The 19,338-nt window shown below is 72.3% G+C and carries 18 protein-coding genes; 9 read left to right on the forward strand and 9 right to left on the reverse strand.

The window, feature by feature from the left end:
- The first annotated feature begins 34 nt into the window (after nucleotides 1–34).
- The 6 genes from gcvP (at nucleotide 35) to B7K25_RS12285 (ending at nucleotide 7,960) form a co-directional block, all read left to right on the forward strand.
- On the forward strand, nucleotides 35–2,830 hold the full coding sequence (gene gcvP, locus B7K25_RS12260; RefSeq protein WP_371328309.1) for an aminomethyl-transferring glycine dehydrogenase: 2,796 nt from the start codon (nucleotides 35–37) through the stop codon (nucleotides 2,828–2,830).
- Between the two features lie 129 nt (nucleotides 2,831–2,959).
- Nucleotides 2,960–4,984: an FHA domain-containing protein gene (locus tag B7K25_RS12265; protein ID WP_084106346.1), complete on the forward strand. Its 2,025-nt coding sequence runs from the start codon at nucleotides 2,960–2,962 to the stop codon at nucleotides 4,982–4,984.
- The gene (locus B7K25_RS12270; protein ID WP_084106347.1) at nucleotides 4,981–5,793 is read left to right on the forward strand and encodes a PP2C family serine/threonine-protein phosphatase; all 813 of its coding nucleotides are present in this window, start codon (nucleotides 4,981–4,983) and stop codon (nucleotides 5,791–5,793) included. Before B7K25_RS12265 ends, B7K25_RS12270 begins: the two co-directional genes overlap by 4 nt.
- 75 nt (nucleotides 5,794–5,868) lie before the next feature.
- A complete protein-coding gene (gene gcvT / locus B7K25_RS12275) occupies nucleotides 5,869–7,002 on the forward strand; it encodes a glycine cleavage system aminomethyltransferase GcvT (RefSeq protein ID WP_084106348.1) in 1,134 nt (377 codons plus the stop codon).
- A gap of 50 nt (nucleotides 7,003–7,052) precedes the next feature.
- Nucleotides 7,053–7,436 carry a glycine cleavage system protein GcvH gene (gcvH, locus tag B7K25_RS12280; protein ID WP_084106349.1) on the forward strand — a complete coding sequence of 128 codons (384 nt, stop codon included), beginning with the start codon at nucleotides 7,053–7,055 and terminating at the stop codon, nucleotides 7,434–7,436.
- A 5-nt stretch (nucleotides 7,437–7,441) separates the two neighbouring features.
- Nucleotides 7,442–7,960 carry a (deoxy)nucleoside triphosphate pyrophosphohydrolase gene (locus B7K25_RS12285; RefSeq protein ID WP_084106350.1) on the forward strand — a complete coding sequence of 173 codons (519 nt, stop codon included), beginning with the start codon at nucleotides 7,442–7,444 and terminating at the stop codon, nucleotides 7,958–7,960.
- 8 nt (nucleotides 7,961–7,968) lie between these two features.
- Here the strand turns inward: B7K25_RS12285 and B7K25_RS12290 are convergent, their stop codons facing one another.
- On the reverse strand, nucleotides 7,969–8,535 hold the full coding sequence (locus tag B7K25_RS12290) for a DNA-3-methyladenine glycosylase I (protein WP_084106351.1): 567 nt from the start codon (nucleotides 8,533–8,535) through the stop codon (nucleotides 7,969–7,971).
- A 134-nt stretch (nucleotides 8,536–8,669) separates the two neighbouring features.
- Between B7K25_RS12290 and B7K25_RS12295 the strand changes: the two genes are divergently transcribed.
- Nucleotides 8,670–9,554 carry a methylenetetrahydrofolate reductase gene (locus tag B7K25_RS12295; protein WP_084106352.1) on the forward strand — a complete coding sequence of 295 codons (885 nt, stop codon included), beginning with the start codon at nucleotides 8,670–8,672 and terminating at the stop codon, nucleotides 9,552–9,554.
- 12 nt (nucleotides 9,555–9,566) lie between these two features.
- Here B7K25_RS12295 and B7K25_RS12300 read toward each other — a convergent pair whose 3' ends face one another.
- Together B7K25_RS12300 and B7K25_RS12305 are read right to left on the reverse strand one after the other, a co-directional pair.
- Nucleotides 9,567–9,992, reverse strand: a complete 426-nt coding sequence (locus tag B7K25_RS12300) for an OsmC family protein (protein ID WP_084106353.1) — start codon at nucleotides 9,990–9,992, stop codon at nucleotides 9,567–9,569.
- 86 nt (nucleotides 9,993–10,078) lie between these two features.
- Entirely contained in the window at nucleotides 10,079–10,810 is a 732-nt protein-coding gene (locus B7K25_RS12305) for an SDR family NAD(P)-dependent oxidoreductase (RefSeq protein WP_084106354.1), read from the reverse strand.
- Between the two features lie 210 nt (nucleotides 10,811–11,020).
- Here B7K25_RS12305 and metE point away from each other — a divergent pair, with 210 nt between their 5' ends.
- Nucleotides 11,021–13,348 carry a 5-methyltetrahydropteroyltriglutamate--homocysteine S-methyltransferase gene (gene metE / locus B7K25_RS12310; RefSeq protein ID WP_084106355.1) on the forward strand — a complete coding sequence of 776 codons (2,328 nt, stop codon included), beginning with the start codon at nucleotides 11,021–11,023 and terminating at the stop codon, nucleotides 13,346–13,348.
- Between the two features lie 83 nt (nucleotides 13,349–13,431).
- Here the strand turns inward: metE and B7K25_RS12315 are convergent, their stop codons facing one another.
- The 6 genes from B7K25_RS12315 to B7K25_RS12340 form a co-directional block, all read right to left on the reverse strand.
- Nucleotides 13,432–13,875: a type IV pilin protein gene (locus tag B7K25_RS12315; protein WP_084106356.1), complete on the reverse strand. Its 444-nt coding sequence runs from the start codon at nucleotides 13,873–13,875 to the stop codon at nucleotides 13,432–13,434.
- A gap of 164 nt (nucleotides 13,876–14,039) precedes the next feature.
- Nucleotides 14,040–14,528 (reverse strand): GNAT family N-acetyltransferase, encoded by a 489-nt coding sequence (locus B7K25_RS12320; RefSeq protein WP_084106357.1) that lies wholly within the window; start codon nucleotides 14,526–14,528, stop codon nucleotides 14,040–14,042.
- Nucleotides 14,529–14,597: 69 nt separating this feature from the next.
- Complete coding sequence (locus tag B7K25_RS12325) at nucleotides 14,598–14,963, reverse strand: VOC family protein (RefSeq protein ID WP_084106358.1); 366 nt, start codon at nucleotides 14,961–14,963, stop codon at nucleotides 14,598–14,600.
- A 136-nt stretch (nucleotides 14,964–15,099) separates the two neighbouring features.
- Nucleotides 15,100–16,581, reverse strand: coding sequence for an MFS transporter (locus tag B7K25_RS13775; RefSeq protein WP_084106359.1), 1,482 nt, complete (start codon nucleotides 16,579–16,581; stop codon nucleotides 15,100–15,102).
- A gap of 327 nt (nucleotides 16,582–16,908) precedes the next feature.
- A complete protein-coding gene (locus B7K25_RS12335; RefSeq protein WP_084106360.1) occupies nucleotides 16,909–18,174 on the reverse strand; it encodes a cation:proton antiporter in 1,266 nt (421 codons plus the stop codon).
- Nucleotides 18,175–18,177: 3 nt separating this feature from the next.
- On the reverse strand, nucleotides 18,178–18,657 hold the full coding sequence (locus B7K25_RS12340) for a cation:proton antiporter regulatory subunit (RefSeq protein WP_084106361.1): 480 nt from the start codon (nucleotides 18,655–18,657) through the stop codon (nucleotides 18,178–18,180).
- A 165-nt stretch (nucleotides 18,658–18,822) separates the two neighbouring features.
- On the opposite strand from B7K25_RS12340, the gene B7K25_RS12345 reads away from it, so the two are divergent.
- On the forward strand, nucleotides 18,823–19,338 hold a 516-nt coding region (locus B7K25_RS12345), incomplete at its 3' end, for a helix-turn-helix domain-containing protein (RefSeq protein ID WP_144018843.1).

Here is a 19,338-nt window from a genome sequence, read left to right on the forward strand (position 1 = left end):
CCACATCGGACCCGACGAGCCCGCCATCGAGACGATGCTCGAGGCGATCGGGATCCCGTCCCTGGCGGTCCTGACGGAGAAGGCGGTGCCCGAGTCGATCCGCCAGGACGACGTGCTGGTGCTGCCGGAGCCGCTCACCGAGAACGGCACGCTCGCCGCGCTGCAGAAGTTCGCGCAGCGCAACCACGTGCACATCCAGATGATCGGCCAGGGCTACTTCGACACGATCACGCCCATGGTGATCCGCCGCAACGTGCTCGAGAACCCCGCCTGGTACACGGCGTACACGCCCTACCAAGCGGAGATCTCGCAGGGCCGCCTCGAGGCGATGCTCAACTTCCAGACCATGGTGTCCGACCTCACGGCGCTGCCCGTGGCGGGAGCGAGCCTGCTGGACGAGGCCACCGCCGTCGCGGAGGCGGTGCTGCTCATGCGCCGCGCGGTCAAGGGCAAGGAGGGCGGCGTCGTCGTGCTCGACGCCGAGTGCCTGCCCCAGACCATCGCGGTGGTGGAGGCGCACGCCGAGGCGATCGGCCTGCGGCTCGAGGTCCACGAGCTTGGCGAGGGCTGGGAGGCCCCCGAGGACCTCGTCGGCCTCGTCATCCAGCAGCCGGGAGTCACCGGCGTGCTGCGCGAGCCCGAGCCCTTCATCGAGTCCGCTCACGCCGTCGGCGCTCAGGTCACCATCGCGTGCGACCTGCTCGCGCTCACGATGATCAAGGCCCCCGGCGAGGTGGGCGCTGACATCGCGGTCGGCTCGGCGCAGCGCTTTGGCGTCCCGCTGTTCTTCGGCGGCCCGCATGCCGCGTTCATGTCCGTCCGCGAGGGCCTCGAGCGCCAGCTCCCGGGTCGCCTCGTGGGCGTGAGCGTCGACGCCGACGGCCGCCGCGCGTACCGCCTCGCGCTGCAGACCCGCGAGCAGCACATCCGTCGCGACCGCGCGACATCGAACATCTGCACCGCGCAGGCGCTGCTCGCGATCATCTCCGGCTTCTACGCGATCCACCACGGCCCGGACGGCCTGCGCGCCATCGCGCAGCAGGTGCACAACACCGCTGTGACACTCGCCGACGCGCTCACCGCCGCAGGCGTGGCCATCAAGCACGAGCACTTCTTCGACACCGTCGTGGCCGAGGTGCCCGGCGGCGCGGACTCGGTCATCGCGCGCGCCGCGGCGAACGGCATCAACCTGCGCCGCGTCGACGACGACCACGTCGCGATGGCGTGCGACGAGGTCACCAGCCTCGACATCCTCGACGTGCTCGTCGAGTCCGTCACGGCCGTGAAGCGCCACTCCGTCTACACCGCGCCGCGCGTCGCGATCCCGCGGTCGCAGCGCCGCACCAGCGACTACCTCACGCACCCGATCTTCTCGATGTACCGCTCCGAGACCTCGCTCATGCGCTACATGCGCAGACTCGCGGACCGCGACCTCGCTCTGGACCGGACGATGATCCCGCTGGGCTCGTGCACCATGAAGCTCAACGCCGCCGTCGAGATGGCTCCCATCAGCTGGCCGGGCTTCGCGCGCATCCACCCGTTCGCGCCGTCGGACCAGACCGCGGGCTACCGCGACATGGTCGCCCAGCTCGAGGGCTGGCTCGCGGACATCACCGGCTACGCGGCCGTGTCCGTCCAGCCCAACTCGGGCGCCCAAGGCGAGTACGCGGGACTGCTCGCGATCCGCGCCTACCACCGCGACAACGGTCACGCCGAGCGCGACGTCTGCCTCATCCCCGCATCGGCGCACGGCACCAACGCCGCCTCCGCCGCCCTCGCAGGGCTGCGCGTGGTCGTGGTCGCGACCGCCGAGAACGGCGAGGTCGACCTCGCCGACCTCAACGCCAAGCTCGAGGCCCACGACGGTCGCGTCGCCTGCATGATGATCACCTACCCCTCGACCCACGGTGTGTACGAGGAGCACGTGGGCGAGGTCTGCGCGGCAGTGCACGACGCCGGTGGCCAGGTCTACATCGACGGTGCCAACCTCAACGCCCTCGTCGGGCTCGCGAAGCCCGGCCACTTCGGCGGCGACGTCTCGCACCTCAACCTCCACAAGACGTTCTGCATCCCGCACGGCGGCGGCGGCCCGGGCGTGGGCCCGGTCGCGGTGGCCGAGCACCTCGTGCCCTACCTGCCCGCCCTACGCCAGACCATCCAGCGCCCCGCGGAGTTGCGCCGCCGCGGCGCCCCGGTGAGCGCCGCTCCCTACGGCTCGGCGGGCATCCTGCCCATCAGCTGGGCGTACGTCGCGCTCATGGGTCACGAGGGCCTGACCCGGGCGACGCAGACCGCGGTGCTCGCCGCGAACTACGTCGCCGCGCGCCTCGCGGACGCCTACCCGGTGCTGTACCGCGGCCCCAACGGCCTGGTCGCCCACGAGTGCATCCTCGACATCCGCCCGCTCGCGAAGGCCACCGGCATCACCGCCGAGGACATCGCCAAGCGTCTCATCGACTTCGGCATCCACGCGCCGACCATGTCCTTCCCCGTCGCGGGCACGCTCATGGTCGAGCCCACGGAGTCCGAGGACCTGGGCGAGATCGACCGGCTGATCGAGGCGATGCTGACCATCCGCGAGGAGATCGCCGCCGTCGAGCGCGGCGAGATCGCGGCTGAGGACTCGGCCCTGCGGCACGCGCCGCACACGGCCGATGCGGTGGTCGCCGACGGCTGGGACCGCGCCTACTCGCGCGAGCAGGCCGCGTTCCCTGTGGAGGGCCTGCGTCAGGACAAGTACTGGCCGCCGGTGTCGCGCATCGACAACGTCGCCGGCGACCGCAACCTCGTGTGCGCGTGCCCGCCGCTCGAGGCGTACGAGCAGGACTGATCCGGTCCGCCAGGTCGCGAGGGTGACGCGTTCCACACCTCAGGTGCGGGACTCTTGCGCGCCCGTGTGGCACCCTGTGGCGAGTCTGCACCCGTGCGGGGGAGCCGGCATGCACGGAGGTGAGGAATCGTGTTCGGAGCGGCACCGCTGCTGATCGCCGCCTCCGCGGTCGCCGTCGTGGCGCTCGCGGTCTGGATCTGGATGGCCCTCGCGCTCGGCGCCCTGCTGCGCAGGCTCGGCGGACGTCCCGGACTCGCGTGGGTCCCCGTCGCCCGCTGGGTCGAGGCGGCCCGCGGAGCCCGCATGCCGGTCGCGCCGGTGGCCATCGCCCGCACCATCGGGTTGCTGGGGCTCATCGCGCTCGTCGCCGGCATCGCGCTGGCGGTGGGCTCCACGGTCGACGCGGCCGTCGACCCCACCACCCGCGCGCTGCTCGTGGGCGGCGGCATCGCGTTCGGACTGGGCTCCCTCGTGGGCTGGGCGCTGTGGATCTACGGCGCCGGCACCATCGAGATGCGGCTCAAGGCGCCCGCAGCGCTCACCTGGCTCGCGGCGATCAGCCCGGTCATCTGGGCCTCCGTGATGGGCTGGGGCCGGTACGGACGGCCCGTCGACGCCGGCAGGTTCGCCGCCAGCAGCGCCGGTGCGCCCGCGGCGGAGGTTCCCGCCTCGCCTTCGCCGGAGGTCGCCTCGGCGCCGGGCCCGGCAGACGGCGACGGTGCACCGAGTGGTGGCTGGGAGGCGCTCGCGGCTGGCGCCGCGGCGGCGCCCACGTGGGATGGCGTGGCCGCGCGCGAGCGCGGGGCCCAGGCCTCGGCGCCGGGAGCGCCCGCGACAGAATCCCCGGCTGCACCGGCGGCCACCTCGGTCAGCGAGCCCGATCCGGTGACGGCCCCCATGCGCGGCCTGTGGCAGCAGGTGAGCTGGCCCGACGAGCCCGTCACCCTCGACGAGTCCTCGGCGCCCGGAGCCGCGTCGGCAGACGAGGGCCCGGCGGCCGCCGCGACCTCGTCCGGCGCCGACGACGCGCACAGCGGCGAGTCGGTGGCGTGGCGAGAGGCACAGGCGGCGCTGGACGCGGAGCGTCACGCCGAGCCCGAGCCGTACACGGGACCCGTGTCGCCGTACCTCGGCTCGAGCCAGGAGCCGCAGACGGCCGAGCTCGCGCCCGACCTGGGTGGCGCGCCCGACCCGTTCGACAACCCGATCCCGGCCACCGCTGAGCTGCAGGAGATCCCGTGGATGGCGCCGGCACCGACGCCTCCCACGCCATCCGCTCCGACACCCTCTGCTCCGACGCCCGCCGAGGTGGAGCAGTCGAGCCCGGTGGCCGAGCCGCACGTCGCCCCGGAGGCTCAGCCCGTGGCACAGGCCGAGCCCGCCCCGCGGCCGGCGTCGCCGCCCAACCCGTGGGACTTCATCCACGAGGCACCGGCAGCCCGGCCGGAGGCCCAGGCCCCGCCGGCTGCCACCGTGCCCGAGCCCCCGCCTGCGCCCGAGCACGAGCCCGCGGCAGAGTCCGCACCGACCGCCGAGGCAGAGGGCCTGGCTGCGCCGGTGTTCGAGGCCGAGACGCAGGCCGCACCCGAGACGGCCGTGCCGCTCGACGCTCAGGCGGCGGCGCCCTCGGACGACGATCTCGACCTGCCGGCGGACTTCGCCGCGCCGGCGGTGCCGCTGTCGCCCTGGGCGCCGCGCCCCGCCGCGTCTCACAGCTCGCCAGCGCCGTACGCTCAGACCGCGCCGATGACACCTCCGACGCCACCCGCGTCTCGCGGCGGCGACGACGAGGACGACCACACGGTGATGGTCCAGCGCCATCGCGACGCGTGGGTGCTCGAGACCTCCGACGGCGTTCGCTACGTGCTGCCGGAGGAGCGGATCACGGTGGGCCGAGCGGCCGCTCGCATCACGCCCGGCGTGATGGGCGTGCAGGACGAGACGCGCACGATGTCCAAGGTGCACGCCGAGCTGACGCTCGTCAGCGGCCAGTGGCACGCGCGCGACCTCGGGTCGACGAACGGCACCTTCGTGCGCGTCGACGGCTCGGAGCGTCAGGTGCCGCAGGACGTGCCGAGCCCCGTCGACGGCGACCTGCTGCTGGGCGACCTTGTCGCGCGCATCGTCGAGGCCGAGGACGGCGCGCGCCGATGACGCACTGGAGCGCGGGCGCCGGGCACACCGACATCGGCCCGCGGCCGCAGAACCAGGACGCCTTCCTCAGTGAGGGCGGGGTCCACGTGGTCGCCGACGGCATGGGCGGTCACGCCGGCGGCGCGGAGGCCGCGCAGGCGGTCGTCGAGGCCTTCCGACCGCTCGTCGGCCACGACCCGGTGACGCCCGCCGACGTCGCCGGCGCCGTGGCGCGCGCCCGAGACCTGGTCGACGAGGTCGCGCTCCAGCACGGCGGGTACTCCGGGTCCACGCTGACCGGCGCGCTCGCGGTCGAGCACGACGGGGACCCATGGTGGCTGATCGTCAACGTGGGCGACTCCCGCGTGTACGCGATCGACGGGGTCGCAGCGCACCAGATCACGGTGGACCACTCGCATGTGCAGGAGCTCGTCGACGCTGGCCGGCTCACACCAGAGCAGGCCCAATGGCATCCCGACCGGAACCTCGTCACCCGTGCCATCGGCGACGGCCGCGACGGGTTCGATGGGTGGCTCGTGCGAGCGCGGCCGGGGCTGCGGCTCGTGCTCGCGAGCGACGGCCTCATGAAGTCGGTGCCCGACGCGAGCATCGGCGAGATCGCCGGCCGCTCCGGACGTCCCCTCGAGGCGGCTCAGGTGCTCGTCGATCACGCGATCGCCGAGGGCACCAACGACAACGTGACCGTGGTCGTGGTCGACACGCTCGACGCGAGCACGGCGTCGGAGTCCTCGGGCGAGCCGTGGGTCGTGTGGGGGGAGTTCCTGGGCGACGGCGACGACTCGACGACGGTCGAGCGCACGGGCGCCTAGCGGCGCCGGCCGCGTCGTCGGGTAGGGCCGTGGCGACGACCTCTGCACCGCGCGCTGCTCGCGTACCCTGATCGCGTGAGCGCCCTTCGATCCCCGTTGCACGCCCAGCACGTCGCGCTGGACGCGTCCCTCGTCGACTTCGCAGGCTGGGAGATGCCGCTGCGGTACGGCGGCGACGTGGCCGAGCATCATGCGGTGCGCAACGCCGCCGGTCTGTTCGACCTGTCGCACATGGGCGAGCTCATGGTGCGCGGCGCAGACGCCGCCGCGGCGCTCGACCACGCGCTCGTCGGCCACATGAGCCGCATGGGCCTGGGCCGGGCGAAGTACACGATGATCTGCGCCGCGGACGGCGGCGTGCTGGACGACCTGGTCGTCTACCGGCGCGACTGGGACCACTTCATGGTCGTGGCCAACGCCGCCAACCGCGAGCGGGTGCTCGCCGAGCTCCAGGCGCGCTTCGCCGCCGCAGGGCTCGACGCGACGGTGGACGACGAGACGCACGCCATCGCGCTCATCGCGGTCCAGGGCCCGGCGTCCGCGGGGATCGTCGCCCGCATGTGCGAGGCCGGCGCCGACGACGTCGACGTCATGAAGTACTACACCGGCGTGAACATCCTGCTCGAGGGCGGCACCCACGCCTACGCCGCGCGCACGGGCTACACGGGCGAGGACGGCTTCGAGCTGTTCGTCGCGGCCGACACCGCCGCGGACGTGTGGGAGCTCGCCCTGCGCGAGGGAGCCGCGGACGGGCTCCAGCCGTGCGGCCTCGCGTCGCGTGACTCCCTCCGGCTCGAGGCCGGCATGCCGCTGTACGGGCACGAGCTGAGCCACGACTCGACGCCCTTCGAGGCTGGCCTCGGTCGCGTGGTCTCGTTCGGCGTCGCGGGTGGGCCCGACCGCGGCGACTTCGTCGGCCGCGAGGCGCTCGCGCGGGTGCGCGAGGAGGGCGTCGCGAAGACCCTCGTCGGGCTCGTGGGCGACGGCCGTCGCGCGGCGCGCACGGGATACGCCGTCACCGACGCCGAGGACAACCAGGTGGGCATCGTGACGTCCGGGCTGCCGTCTCCGACGCTCGGCCAGCCCATCGCGATGGCCTACGTGCCTCCCGCGCTCGCGGAGCCGGGCACGGTCGTGGGCGTCGACGTGCGCGGGCGTCGCGAGGAGATGCGCGTGATCGCGCTACCGTTCTACAAGCGGGACGCGTGATCGGACACCCCCCGGTCCACCGACGTCCCACCAGCGAGAGGCAGGCAGACATGGCGAGCATCCCCGAGGAGCTGAAGTACTCCAAGGAGCACGAGTGGGTCTCCGGTGACGTGACGTCCGGCTCCGTCGTGACGGTGGGCATCACGGAGCACGCCGCCGAGGCGCTCGGCGACGTCGTGTTCGTCGAGGCTCCCGCCGTCGGTGCGTCGGTCACCGCCGGCGAGGTGTGCGGCGAGCTCGAGTCCACCAAGGCCGTGTCCGAGCTGTACTCGCCCGTGTCGGGCACCGTGACCGAGGTCAACGACTCCCTCGAGAACGCCCCCGAGTCCATCAACGCCGAGCCCTACGGCTCCGGCTGGATCTTCAAGGTCGAGCTCAGCGATGATGCTGGCGACCTGCTCGACGCCGCCGGCTACGCGGACGTCTCGGAGTAGCACCGATGGGCGGCCACGCATCCACGCGCCTCGTGGTGGCGGCGGCCATCACGGATGATCTGCTGATCCCGCGCACGCTGCTGGCCGCGCGGCGCTCGGCTCCGTCGCAGCTCGCCGGCCTGTGGGAGTTCCCCGGGGGCAAGGTCGAGCGCGGCGAGAGCGCCGAGCACGCGCTGCGGCGCGAGCTGCGCGAGGAGCTGGGCGTCGAGGTCGAGATCGGCGACGAGGTCGTGGGTCCCGACGACGGTCGAGGCATCGAGGACCAGTGCGGCGACCACCCGGTGTGGATGCTGCGCCCGGGCGACGCCGACGTCGAGCGCCTCGTCATGCGCGTGTGGTGGGCGCGGCTGCTCCCCGGAGCCGACGGCGCGCGGGTGGAGCCGCGACCGCTCGAGGACCACGATGCTCTGCGCTGGCTCGAGCCGGGCGGCTGGCGCGACGTCGCGTGGCTGCCCGCGGACAAGCGCATCGTCGAGGCGCTGCTCGAGGACGCGAAGGACCGCCACCGCCGCGCCTACTGCTAGGCCGCCGCTCACCGCACCGCGACGCACCCCGCGATGTGGTCGTCGACGAGGCCGCACGCCTGCATGAGCGCGTACATGGTGGTCGGCCCCACGAACACGAATCCGAGCGACTTGAGCTCCTTCGCGAGCGCCTTCGACTCGTCGGTCGACGCGGGCACCTCGGTCCAGTCGGCGGGCCGCGACTCGCGCGGCGCAGGGCGATGCGACCACACCACGTCGTCGAGCGAGCCGCCGGCCTCCTGCAGCGCGACGACGGCCCGTGCGTTGGTGATCGCGGCCTCGATCTTGCGCCGGTTGCGCACGATCCCGGCGTCCTCCATGAGCCGCTCGACGTCCTTCTCGGTGAACGCCGCCACCGCCGGCGGCGAGAAGCGCGCGAAGGCCTCGCGGAACGCCTCGCGCTTGCGCAGGATCGTCACCCAGGCCAGCCCCGACTGGAAGCCCTCGAGCACCATGCGCTCGTAGAGCGCATCGTCCCCGTGCACGGGGTGGCCCCACTCGTCGTCGTGGTACGCCTCATACAGCGGGTCCCCCGCGCCGAAGCAGCGGAGGAGGTCGTTCGTCTCGGTGATCATGCCGCCCAGTCTGGTGGCAGAGGGGCCGGCGCGCGCATCGGCCCTCCGTCGCGGCGTGGAGAAGGCGTCGCCCGGCAGACCCTGGGGACGGGGCCTCGCGCACGCGGGCGCGTAGCCAGTAGGGTGGCCCCGCCATGACGATCCGTGACCTCCTGCGCCAGAGCGCGCCCACGCTGAGCTACGAGCTGTTCCCGCCGCGCACCCCCACGGCCGAGGAGACGGTCGAGGCGACGATGCGCACGCTCGCGGCCACGGATCCGGACTTCATCTCGATCACGTACGGCGCCTCCGGCACCACCCGCACGACCTCCCGGAGCGTCGTGCACCGCCTCGCGGAGTCGCACACCATCCCGCCACTCGCGCACCTCACGTGCGTGGACCAGTCGCGCGCGGACCTCACCGAGGTCATCGAGAGCTACCTCGCGGACGGCGTGCGCGACTTCCTGGCGCTGCGAGGCGACCCGCCGAAGGGCCAGGCCGACTGGCGCCCCCACCCTGACGGGCTGCTCTACGCGAGCGAGCTCGTGACGCTGCTGCGAGAGGTCGCCCACGCGCACGGCGTCGACGACCTGAGCATCGGCGTGACCGCGTTCCCGGCCCAGCACGTGCTGCCGCAGTGGCGACAGCAGGGCCTCGACGTCCTGCGCGCCAAGCAGGACGCGGGCGCGGACTTCGCCATCACCCAGGTGTTCTACGAGGTCGACCAGTACACGGCGCTCGTCACCGACGCCGCCGACCAGGGCATCGGCCTGCCGATCATCCCCGAGGTGATGCCGCTCGTGTCCGCGACCCGGGCCGCGCGCGCGGCGCAGCTGACGGGCGTCCCGACGCCCGAGGCGCTCGTCGCCGACCTCGAGGCGGCGGAGACCGACGACGCCGCGCGTGCCGCGGGCGTCGCGCATGCGGCCACCCTGTCGCGCGACCTGCTGGACGCGGGCGCGCCCGGCATCCACGTCATCACCTTCAACCGCCACGAGGCGGCGATGGAGCTGGTGTCGCACCTGCCCCTGCGCGGCTGAGCCGGCGGCGCGCTACTCGGTCCGCAGCTCGACCGGGACGCCGGCGGCCACGGTGCGCGACACGGTGCACGTGCGCTCCTCGGCGGCCTTGAGCGCGGCGCCCACGCGGGCACGGGCTTTGTCGCCGTCCTCGCCCTCGGGGAACGCGACGTCGAAGAGTACGTCGATGTCGCGCAGGATCGCGGGCGACGACCCGCCGACCTTGTCCGCGGACACGGTGACGTCGAACCTCGTGGGCTCCGCGCGCCGCGAGGTCATCACGTCCAGGTCCGTCGACGAGCAGCCCGCGATCGCGACCAGCAGCAGCTCGACGGAGCTCAGCGCTCCGTCCACGTTGTGCCCGAACCGGTACTCGGCGCCGTCGGCGTTGCGGGCGAGGTAGACGCCCTCCGCCTCGCGCGTGAGCGTGACCTGCTTCTTGGTGATCTCCTCAGCCATGGCGACATCCTTTCATCGGCCCGCGCGACTGGACGCACGTGGCCCTCATGGGCCAGGGCAACGCCGATGCGCTCGCGGGGATTCCGTCACAGGCCGCCGGAGACGCGGATGACGGTCCCCGTGGCGTAGGCGGCGTCGGGGGACAGCAGCCACGCGACGGCCCCGGCGATCTCGTGCGGCTCGCCCGGTCGGCCGAGGGGCACGGACGGAGCGACCTTGTCGGGCCGGCCCGGGTCGAGGTGGAAGTCGGTGCGGATGGTGCCCGGCGCGACCGCGTTGACCCGCACTCCCGCGGCGGCCAGCTCCTTGGACAGGCCCACGGTCAGCGCCTCGGTTCCCGCCTTCGCGGCGGCGTAGTGGACGTAGGTGCCCGGGCTGCCGAGAGCCGCGGCGACCGAGGAGATGAGCACCACCGCTCCGCCGTCGGAGAGCCGGCGCGCGGCCTCGCGGCACGTCAGCACGGCTCCGAGGAGGTTCACGTCGAGGTCCCGCTGCAGATCGGCGGGATCCAGGTCCGCGAGACGCCCCACCGCCCGCACCGCGCCCGCGTTGGCCACGACCCCGGTCAGGGCGCCGCGGGTCTCGACCGCGTCGAAGCATGCGGCGACCGACGCCGCGTCGGTGACGTCGACCTGGACGGCGAACGCGCTTCCGCCGGCCGCGACGATCGCGTCGACCGTCGCCGCGGCGGCAGCCTCATCGGACGCGTAGCCGACGGCGACCCCGTGGCCCTCGCACGCGAGGCGCTCGGCGATCGCGCGGCCGATGCCGCGCCCTCCGCCGGTGATCAGGGTGAGCGGGGACGTCGACGCGGTCATGACCCGAGTCTCGCACCAGCGCGCCTGCCACGTCGCACCGCTCCGGCTGTGTCAGGAGCGCCGTCTCACGATGCGGACGTGGCGTCTCAAACTGGCGTGGCGACGGCCACCGGAAGGCGCTAGAATCGCGAGCGCACGCATCGGCGCTGACAGCACGCGTCGACCAAGCGCAATGGCGAGCCCGCCGCGCACCAACCTCCATGAGGAACCATGTCTGACACCACGAACGCCTCTGCCCCTGCGCCCGCCTTCCCCGGCGGCACCATCCTCGGTTACCCGCGCATCGGCCGAATGCGTGAGCTCAAGCGGGCACTCGAGCAGTTCTGGAAGGGCAACGCCTCCGCGGCGGAGCTCGAGGCGACCGCGCAGGAGCTGCGCGCCGCGAACCGCGACCGCCTCGCCGCCCTCGGCCTGGGCCGCACGGACTCGTCCATCCCCAGCAACTTCTCGTTCTACGACCACGTGCTCGACGCTGCGGTGACGTTCGGCGCCGTGCCCACGCGCTTCTCCGACCTGCGCGCCGAGGATGGCTCCGTCGACCTCGCCGGCTACTCGACCATCGCCCGCGGCGTGGGCGACAAGGCCCCGCTCGAGATGACCAAGTGGTTCGACTCGAACTACCACTACCTCGTCCCCGAGATCGGCCCCGAGACGCGCTTCGCGCTGTCCTCGACGCGCTGGGTCGACGAGTTCGTCGAGGCCAAGGAGGCCGGCTTCGTCACCCGCCCGGTGATCACCGGCCCGCTCACGTTCCTGTACCTGTCGAAGCCGTCCGACGACGCGCCCACGGGCTTCGCGCCCATCGAGCGTCTCGAGGACCTGCTCGCCGTGTACGTCGAGCTGCTCGCCGCGTTCAAGGCCGCGGGCGCCGAGTGGGTGCAGATCGACGAGCCCATCCTGGTCGCCGACATCGACGCGGACCGCTCCGAGGTCCTCGCCAACACGGCGAAGGTCTACGAGGCTCTCGCGGCCGCGACCGAGCGCCCCGCTCTCTTCGTCGCCGCTCCGTACAACAGCCTCGGCGATGCGCTGCCGGTCCTCAAGGACGCCGGCGTCGACGCGATCGGCATCGACCTGGTCCGCGGTGGCGTCCCCACCGACATCGACCTCACCGGCACCACCGTGGTCGCTGGCGTCGTCGACGGCCACAACATCTGGCGCACCGACCTCGACGCCGCGCTGGCCAAGGCCGACGCGGTCGCCGCGCTCGGCGCGACCGTCACCGTGGCGTCCAGCACCAGCCTCTTCCACGTGCCTCACACCCTCCAGGGCGAGGAGCACCTGGGCGAGGAGCTGCTGAGCTGGCTCGCGTTCGCGGACGAGAAGGTCTCGGAGATCGTGACCCTCGCCACGGCCCGCGCCGAGGGCGAGGGTGCCGTCGCCGGCGCCCTGGGCGAGGCTCGGGCCGCGCTCCAGGCCCGCGCGGAGCACCCCGGCACCAACCGTGCGGACGTGCGCGAGGCCCTCGATGGCGTCGAGCCCACGCACTTCGAGCGCAGCCCCTACGCCGTGCGCGCGGCCGCGCAGGAGAACCGCTTCCACCTGCCCGAGCTCGCCACCACCACCATCGGCTCGTTCCCGCAGACCCCGGAGATCCGCAAGGCCCGCGCCGCGTGGGCCAAGGGTCAGATCACCGACGCGGACTACGAGCAGGCGATGAAGGACGAGATCGCCGCCGTGGTCAAGCTGCAGGAGGACCTCGGCCTGGACGTCCTCGTCCACGGCGAGGCCGAGCGCAACGACATGGTGCAGTACTTCGCAGAGCTCCTCGAGGGCTTCGACGTGACCAAGAACGGCTGGGTCCAGTCGTACGGCTCGCGCTGCACCCGCCCGTCGATCCTGTGGGGCGACGTTGCTCGCCCGGAGGCCATGACGGTGCGCTGGGCGCAGTACGCGCAGTCGCTGTCGGACAAGCCCGTCAAGGGCATGCTCACGGGCCCGGTCACCATCCTCGCGTGGTCGTTCGTCCGCGACGACCAGCCCCTGGGCGACACCGCCAACCAGGTGGGCCTGGCGCTGCGTCAGGAGATCGCCGACCTGGAGGAGGCCGGCATCGGCATCATCCAGGTCGACGAGCCCGCGCTGCGCGAGCTGCTGCCGCTGAAGAAGGCGGACCAGGCCGCATACCTCGACTGGTCGGTGAACTCGTTCCGCCTCGCGACCTCCGGTGCGAAGGACGACACCCAGGTCCACACCCACCTGTGCTACTCGGAGTTCGGCGAGATCATCGACGCGATCGACGGCCTGGGCGCCGACGTGACCTCGATCGAGGCCGCGCGCTCGCGCATGGAGGTCCTGCCGGCGATCCGCAACCACGGCTACGAGCGCCAGATCGGCCCGGGCGTGTGGGACATCCACTCGCCGCGCGTGCCCTCCACCCAGGAGGTCACCGAGCTGCTGCAGCTGGCCAAGGACTCGATCCCCGGCAAGCAGCTGTGGGTCAACCCCGACTGCGGCCTCAAGACCCGCGGCTACGAGGAGACCAACGCGACGCTCGCCAACATGCTCGAGGCGACGCGCGCGGTGCGCTCCGCGTAGCGATCACTGCGGCACCACGCGACAGGCCCGGCCCCCGCGCAAGCGGGGACCGGGCCTGAGTGCGTGACAGGGGCCCCGAGACCCTAGGTCGTGGCGACGGTGGCGCAGCTGGCCTGCTCCACGTAGCCCTGCTGGGCATCGAATCGCACGCCCGGATCGCTGGCCTTGTCGCCGTCCGGGTGCGTGAAGCCGATGCACCACGACTCGTAGTCGTCCTCGTTCGTGATGCCGGTGAACTCGACCCCGTCGGACGCGGGGAAGGCGTACTCCCCGTTCACCAGGTAGTGCCCGTTGGAGTCCAGCTCCACGGTCACCGTCGTGATCTCCGGCTCCTCGAACGTGGCCCTCACGAGTCGTCCCAGGTTCATCGCATCGGACTGCGCCGCCGCATCGTGAGCCTTGCGCTGATGGTTGATCAGGAAGGGGATCGCGATGCCGGCGAGCAGGCCCATGATGATGATGACGACGAGCAGCTCCACCATCGAGAAGCCCGCCTCGGGTCCCCGCCGAACGGTGGGGACTGTCATGGTTGTCTCTCTTCAGTTCAACACCCGCCGAGGCGGGGGCCGCCCCACAAGTTCCTCAGCCATCGACCGGGGCGACACGCCCAGCGTGGCGCACTCCACAGAGCCAGCGCAAGGGTCACAGAGTGGAATGAGTCACCTCATACGAGGCAATTCGGGCGAGAACTTCAGCGAATCGGGCGCTGCAGGTAGGCGACGTCGATCCATCGGTCGAACTTGCGGCCCACCTCCGTCAGCACGCCGACGTCGCGGAACCCGAGGGCGTGATGCAGCCCGATCGACGCGTCGTTGGGCAGCGCGATGAGCGAGATCGCCGAGTGCGCCTCGGTGTCGGCGAGCCTCTCCAGCAGCTCCGCGTAGAGCGCGCGACCGAGCCCCCGGCCACCCTCGCCCTGCGCGAGGTAGATGGTCGTCTCGACCGAGTGAAGGTACGCGGCGCGGGGCCGGTAGGGCGCCGCGTAGGCGAACCCGACCACGGCATCGGCTTCCTCCGACACGATCCACGGGAAGCCCTGCGACTGGACCTTCGCGATGCGGGCACCCATGTCCTCGACGCTCACCTCGTCGTACTCGAACGTGATGACCGTGTCACGGACGTAGGGGTTGTACAGCGCGGCGATGGCGGCGGCATCGTCGGGGGTGGCATCGCGGATCATGAGGACATTGTGCCGGGCCGATGCGCGCGCTGGGACACGCGCGGGCGTGCACCCTGGCGCGGGGTCGGGTCAGGTGGCGGACAGCACGCCGACGACGTTGCCCTCGGTGTCGAGGAAACGCGCCCAGTAGCCGCTCGTGGCCTCGACCGCCTGGCGCGGCTCGACGATCGATCCGCCGTGCTCGACGACGCGCTCGAGGACGCCAGCCATGTCGTCGCCGGCGTCGAGGTAGGGGATGACGCCGGTGGCGGACGGCGTCCAGGACGGCCCGGACGCGAGAGCCCCAGGGATGCCGGAGCCCGCGGGGAACAGTGACTTGGGCTGCCCGTCGCCGATGTCCTCGGAGGTCAGCTGCACGCGGAACACGGCCGCGTAGAACGCCGTGGCACGTGCGAGGTCGGTCACGGGGATCTCCCACCAGCACAGTCCACCCATGGGTGCTCCTTCGCAGGGCTCGCCGGGTCAGCCCGGATGCTCCGAGGCTACGTCCCGCGGTGGCGTCGCGCGCGGCGACGGGGGCCGCGCGGCGCGCCCGTGCCTCCCGGGGCTGGTCGGGCGCACCAGGGCCCGCTCACACCGGGATGCGTCCGGTGCCGCCTCCCGCCGGGAGCTCAGCACCGTGGACATCAGCGCCGTGCACCTCCGAGCCGTGCACCGCTCCCGCCTCGACGTGGTGGGTGTGCACCACGTGGCCCGGGGCGTCCGCGAGAGGCGCGGGCGCGAGGGGCTCGGCCTCGACATACGCCGGACGGGTGCGGATGTACCGCCACGCGCTCGCGACGACCACGAGCCCGACGAGGCCCGCGGCGGCGGTGATGGCGAAGCCCGCGCCTGAGCCGCGCGCGTCGATGGCGGCGCCTGCGGCCCACGCACCGGCGGCCACTCCCATGTCGATGCCCGTGCGGGTCCACGTCATGCCCTCGGTGAGGCGTGCGCGCGGGATCGAGTGGTGCACCAGGCCGTCGCCGATCACCATGTTCGGCGCGATGAACAGGCCCATCCCGAACAGCAGCCCGCCCAGCACGAACAGCGACGGCGAGAACATCAGCAGCACGGCGAAGGTGCCGGTCGCGGCCACGCCCCAGAACAGGCGGGTCGCGAGCGTGCGGCGCCACGCGATGACGCCGTAGGCGAGCCCGCCTACGAGCGAGCCCACGGCCCAGACGGCGAGCACGAGGCCTGAAGCGCCCTTCGCGTGCAGCTCCTCGGAGAACGCCACGACGGACGCGTCGATCGACGCGAACATCGCACCCTGGGTCGCGAAGATCAGGGCGGCGATGGCGAGGGTGGGGGCCGAGACGAGGAGGTGCCCGGCGAACGGGTTGCGCGGACGGCGCACCCGGCGCGCGGCCTCGGCGGTGACGGGCGGCAGCGCGATCGCGGCGCCGGCCGTCGCCGGGGTGATGGCAAGAGCGGCCTCGGCGAGGCCGGCGTCGGCGGTGCCCGCGGCGGCGCGCGGTCGGGCGGGTGGCTCGGTGTCGCGCAGCGACAGGAACACGTACCCGCCCACCGCGAGCGACACGATCGCGATCACCGACGGGACCCACGACGCGACGGACACGGCGAGCACCGTGGCGACCGCGGGGCCGAGGATCCACAGCACCTCCTCGAGGGACGACTCGAGGGCGAACGCGGTGTCCAGCTGGCGCCGATCCTTGATGAGGTGTCCCCAGCGGGCGCGCGTCAGCGTCGACTGCGAGCCGCCCGCCGCGAAGGTGGGCGCGATCGCGAGCAGCACCCACAGCGGCTGGCCCGTGAACACCGCGACGAGCATCGCGAGACGGCCCGCGATCGCGACCGCGAAGCCCCAGCGGAGCACCGCCGCCTGGCCGTGGATGTCGACCAGTCGCGCCACCTGAGGCGCGACGATGGCGTAGGACACCGACGTGGCGGCGAGCACGAGGCCCGCCCACGCATAGGAGCCGTACTCCATCTGCACGAGCAGGAAGGTGGCGAGGCCGGTGAGGCCCATCTGGAGGCGGGCGACGAGGCCCCAGCCCGCGAAGGCGCGGGCACCGGGGAGCGCGAGAATCTCGGCGTACTGGGTGAGCACTGCTGCAGTCCTTGTGAAGCTCAGGACGCCCCCTCGCAGACCGCAGCGCTGCTGCGGAGGGACCTGCTCGGAGGGCTGGCGATCGAGGGTCGATCGCTTGCTACACCACCTGCGCGACGTAGCCGGCGCGCCGCCCTCTCAGATGGGGCGGCACAGAGATGTTCGCACAGTTCCGAGAGGGCGAGCGACCACTTTTCGTGGCGGCTTCGTCACATCCATCCCCCCAGGTAAAGCGACGTTCAAGCGCAAGTGAAGCGCGCATCGGCTCCACTGGAGAGGGAGGTGCTCCGCACCGGTCTCAGAGGCCGAACGCCACGCCCGGCTTCCCTACGTGAGCGGACCCGGTGGCCTGACCGCGCGCGGCGCAGGGCTGGCCTGCCAGGTGCTCTGACCCCGCAGCTTCACCGGCGACGGGATGCGGTCCGCGAAGCGCATGAGGATGGACCCCGCGACGGCGAGGATGAGGACGTAGGCGGCGGCGAACGGGCCCAGCTGCGACTGCGCGCCGGCCGCGACGCCCAGCCCGGCGATGACGATCGAGAACTCGCCGCGCGGCACCAGCGACAGGCCGGTTCTCCACTGACCCTTGGGGCCGATGCCATTGCGTCTGGCCGCGAACACGCCCGTGTAGATCTTCGTGATCGCGGTGACGGCTGCCAGGCCGAGCGCGGGCAGCAGGACGGGCAGCAGGTCGCGCGGGTCGATGGTGAGGCCGAAGAAGACGAAGAACAGCCCGCCGAACACGTCGCGCAACGGCGGCAGCAGGCCGCGGACGTCGTCGGCGACCTGACCCGACAGCGTCAGGCCCAGCAGGAAGGCGCCGACCGCGGCAGAGACCTGGACCGCGTCGGCGAGGCCCGCGACCAGGAAGGTGAGCCCCAGCACCGTCAGCAGCAGCAGCTCCCGCGAGTGCGAGTGCACCAGGCTCGAGACGCGCTCCGAGTACCGCATGGAGACCACGAAGGCGATGGCGACCAGGCCCAGCGCGATGCCTGCGGCGATCGCGCCCTGGATGAGCGTCGCGCCCACGAGGAGCACGGCCATGAGCGGCAGGAACACCGCCATGACGATGTCCTCCATGACCAGCAGGCTGAGCAGCACGGGCGTCTCGCGGTTGGCGACGCGGTCGAAGTCGTCCAGCAGGCGCGCGATGATGCCCGACGACGAGATGTAGGTGACGCCCGCGAGCAGCAGCGAGGCCGTGAAGGACCAGCCCATCATGAGCCCCACCGCGAAGCCGGGCACGCCGTTGGCCAGCCCGTCCACGAGTCCGGCGACCCAGTTGGACTTCAGGCCGTTGCGGAGGTCCTGCGGCGAGTACTCGAGCCCCAGCAGCAGCAGGAGCAGCACGACGCCGATCTCCGCGCCCACCTCGAGGAACTCCTCGCCCGCGCTGACGGGGATGAAGCCGCCGTCGCCCATCAGAAGGCCTGCGAGCAGGTACAGCGGGATGGAGGGGATGCCGATGCGCTGCGCGAGCCGTCCCAGCAGGGCCAGGACGAGCAGGATGATCCCGAGCTCGATGAGGACCGAGCCGGCGTGGCTTGGCTCCGGCTCGGGGAGCACCTCGAGGGGCAGCGCGGCGGCGAGCATGGGCTACCCGGTCAGGATCGTCGTCGCCTGACGCACCGCCTCGGTGCCGCCCATGACGAGCACCGTGTCGCCCGCCTTGAGCACGAAGTCCGGCTCGGGGCCGGGGATGCCGGTGTTGCCGCGGATGATCGCGACGATGCTCGCCGAGGTCTCCGTGCGGATGCGGCCGTCCGCGATGGTGCGGTCCGTGAGGCCGCCCCCCGCGGGCATCGCGACCCACTCGATCGCGAGGCCCTCCACCATGTGACGGAGGGTGTCGAGGCGTGCGGTGATGTTGGTGCCGCCCAGCAACTCCGCGACCTTCGACGCGTCGCCCTCGGACAGCTCGACCGTGCCCGTGCACGAGTCGGGATCCTCGCGGTCATACAGCGCGATGTCGCGCTTGCCGTCGCGGCGCACCACCACGCCCACGTGGTCGCCGCCCTCGGCCTGGAACTCGTACCGGACGCCGATGCCCGGAAGAGGGGTCTCGTAGATGTCCATGCGCTCAGTCTGCCACCCCGTCTCCGAACCCCCTCGTTCCCCGCAAATTGGATCCGAATGGTTGCTCTAAGTGTTCTTCCCTGGGAGGTTGTGAACGCGTGAAGTAAGCGAAGACCTCCGGGACGATGTGGGTTACCACACTCACTTCGTTCCACGGAGGCCTTCGTGACCCACGCTAACGCTCCCTTGACGCCCGAGGGGCGTCGCAGGCTTGCTTCACTGATCGTCGATGACCATTGGACGGTGCGGCGAGCGGCTGAACGGTTCCAGGTGTCACCGGCCACCGCGTCGCGGTGGGCTGGCAGGTATCGTGCCGGGCTGGCACTGATTGACCGGTCGTCGCGGCCCGGCCATTGTCCGGGCCGGTTGTCGTCCAGGCGCGAGCGACGCATCATTGCACTGCGGTTCAACCGCCGTTGGGGTCCCCACCGCATCAGCTATCACCTGGGGATCCCCCGCTCGACCGTGGGGCGGGTGCTGGCCCGCTATCGGATGCCGCTGCTGCATCACCTGGACCAGGCCACCGGGCTGGCGGTGCGCAAGCCCAAGCCCGTCCACTACGTCAAGGACACCCCGGGCGAACTCGTGCATGTCGACATCAAGAAGCTCGGTCGGATCCCCGACGGTGGAGGCTGGCGCAAGGTCGGCAAGAAGACCGGCCGGCACAACAGTGGCAAACGC

Source organism: Demequina sp. NBRC 110056 (genome assembly GCF_002090155.1).
Taxonomy (GTDB): domain Bacteria; phylum Actinomycetota; class Actinomycetes; order Actinomycetales; family Demequinaceae; genus Demequina.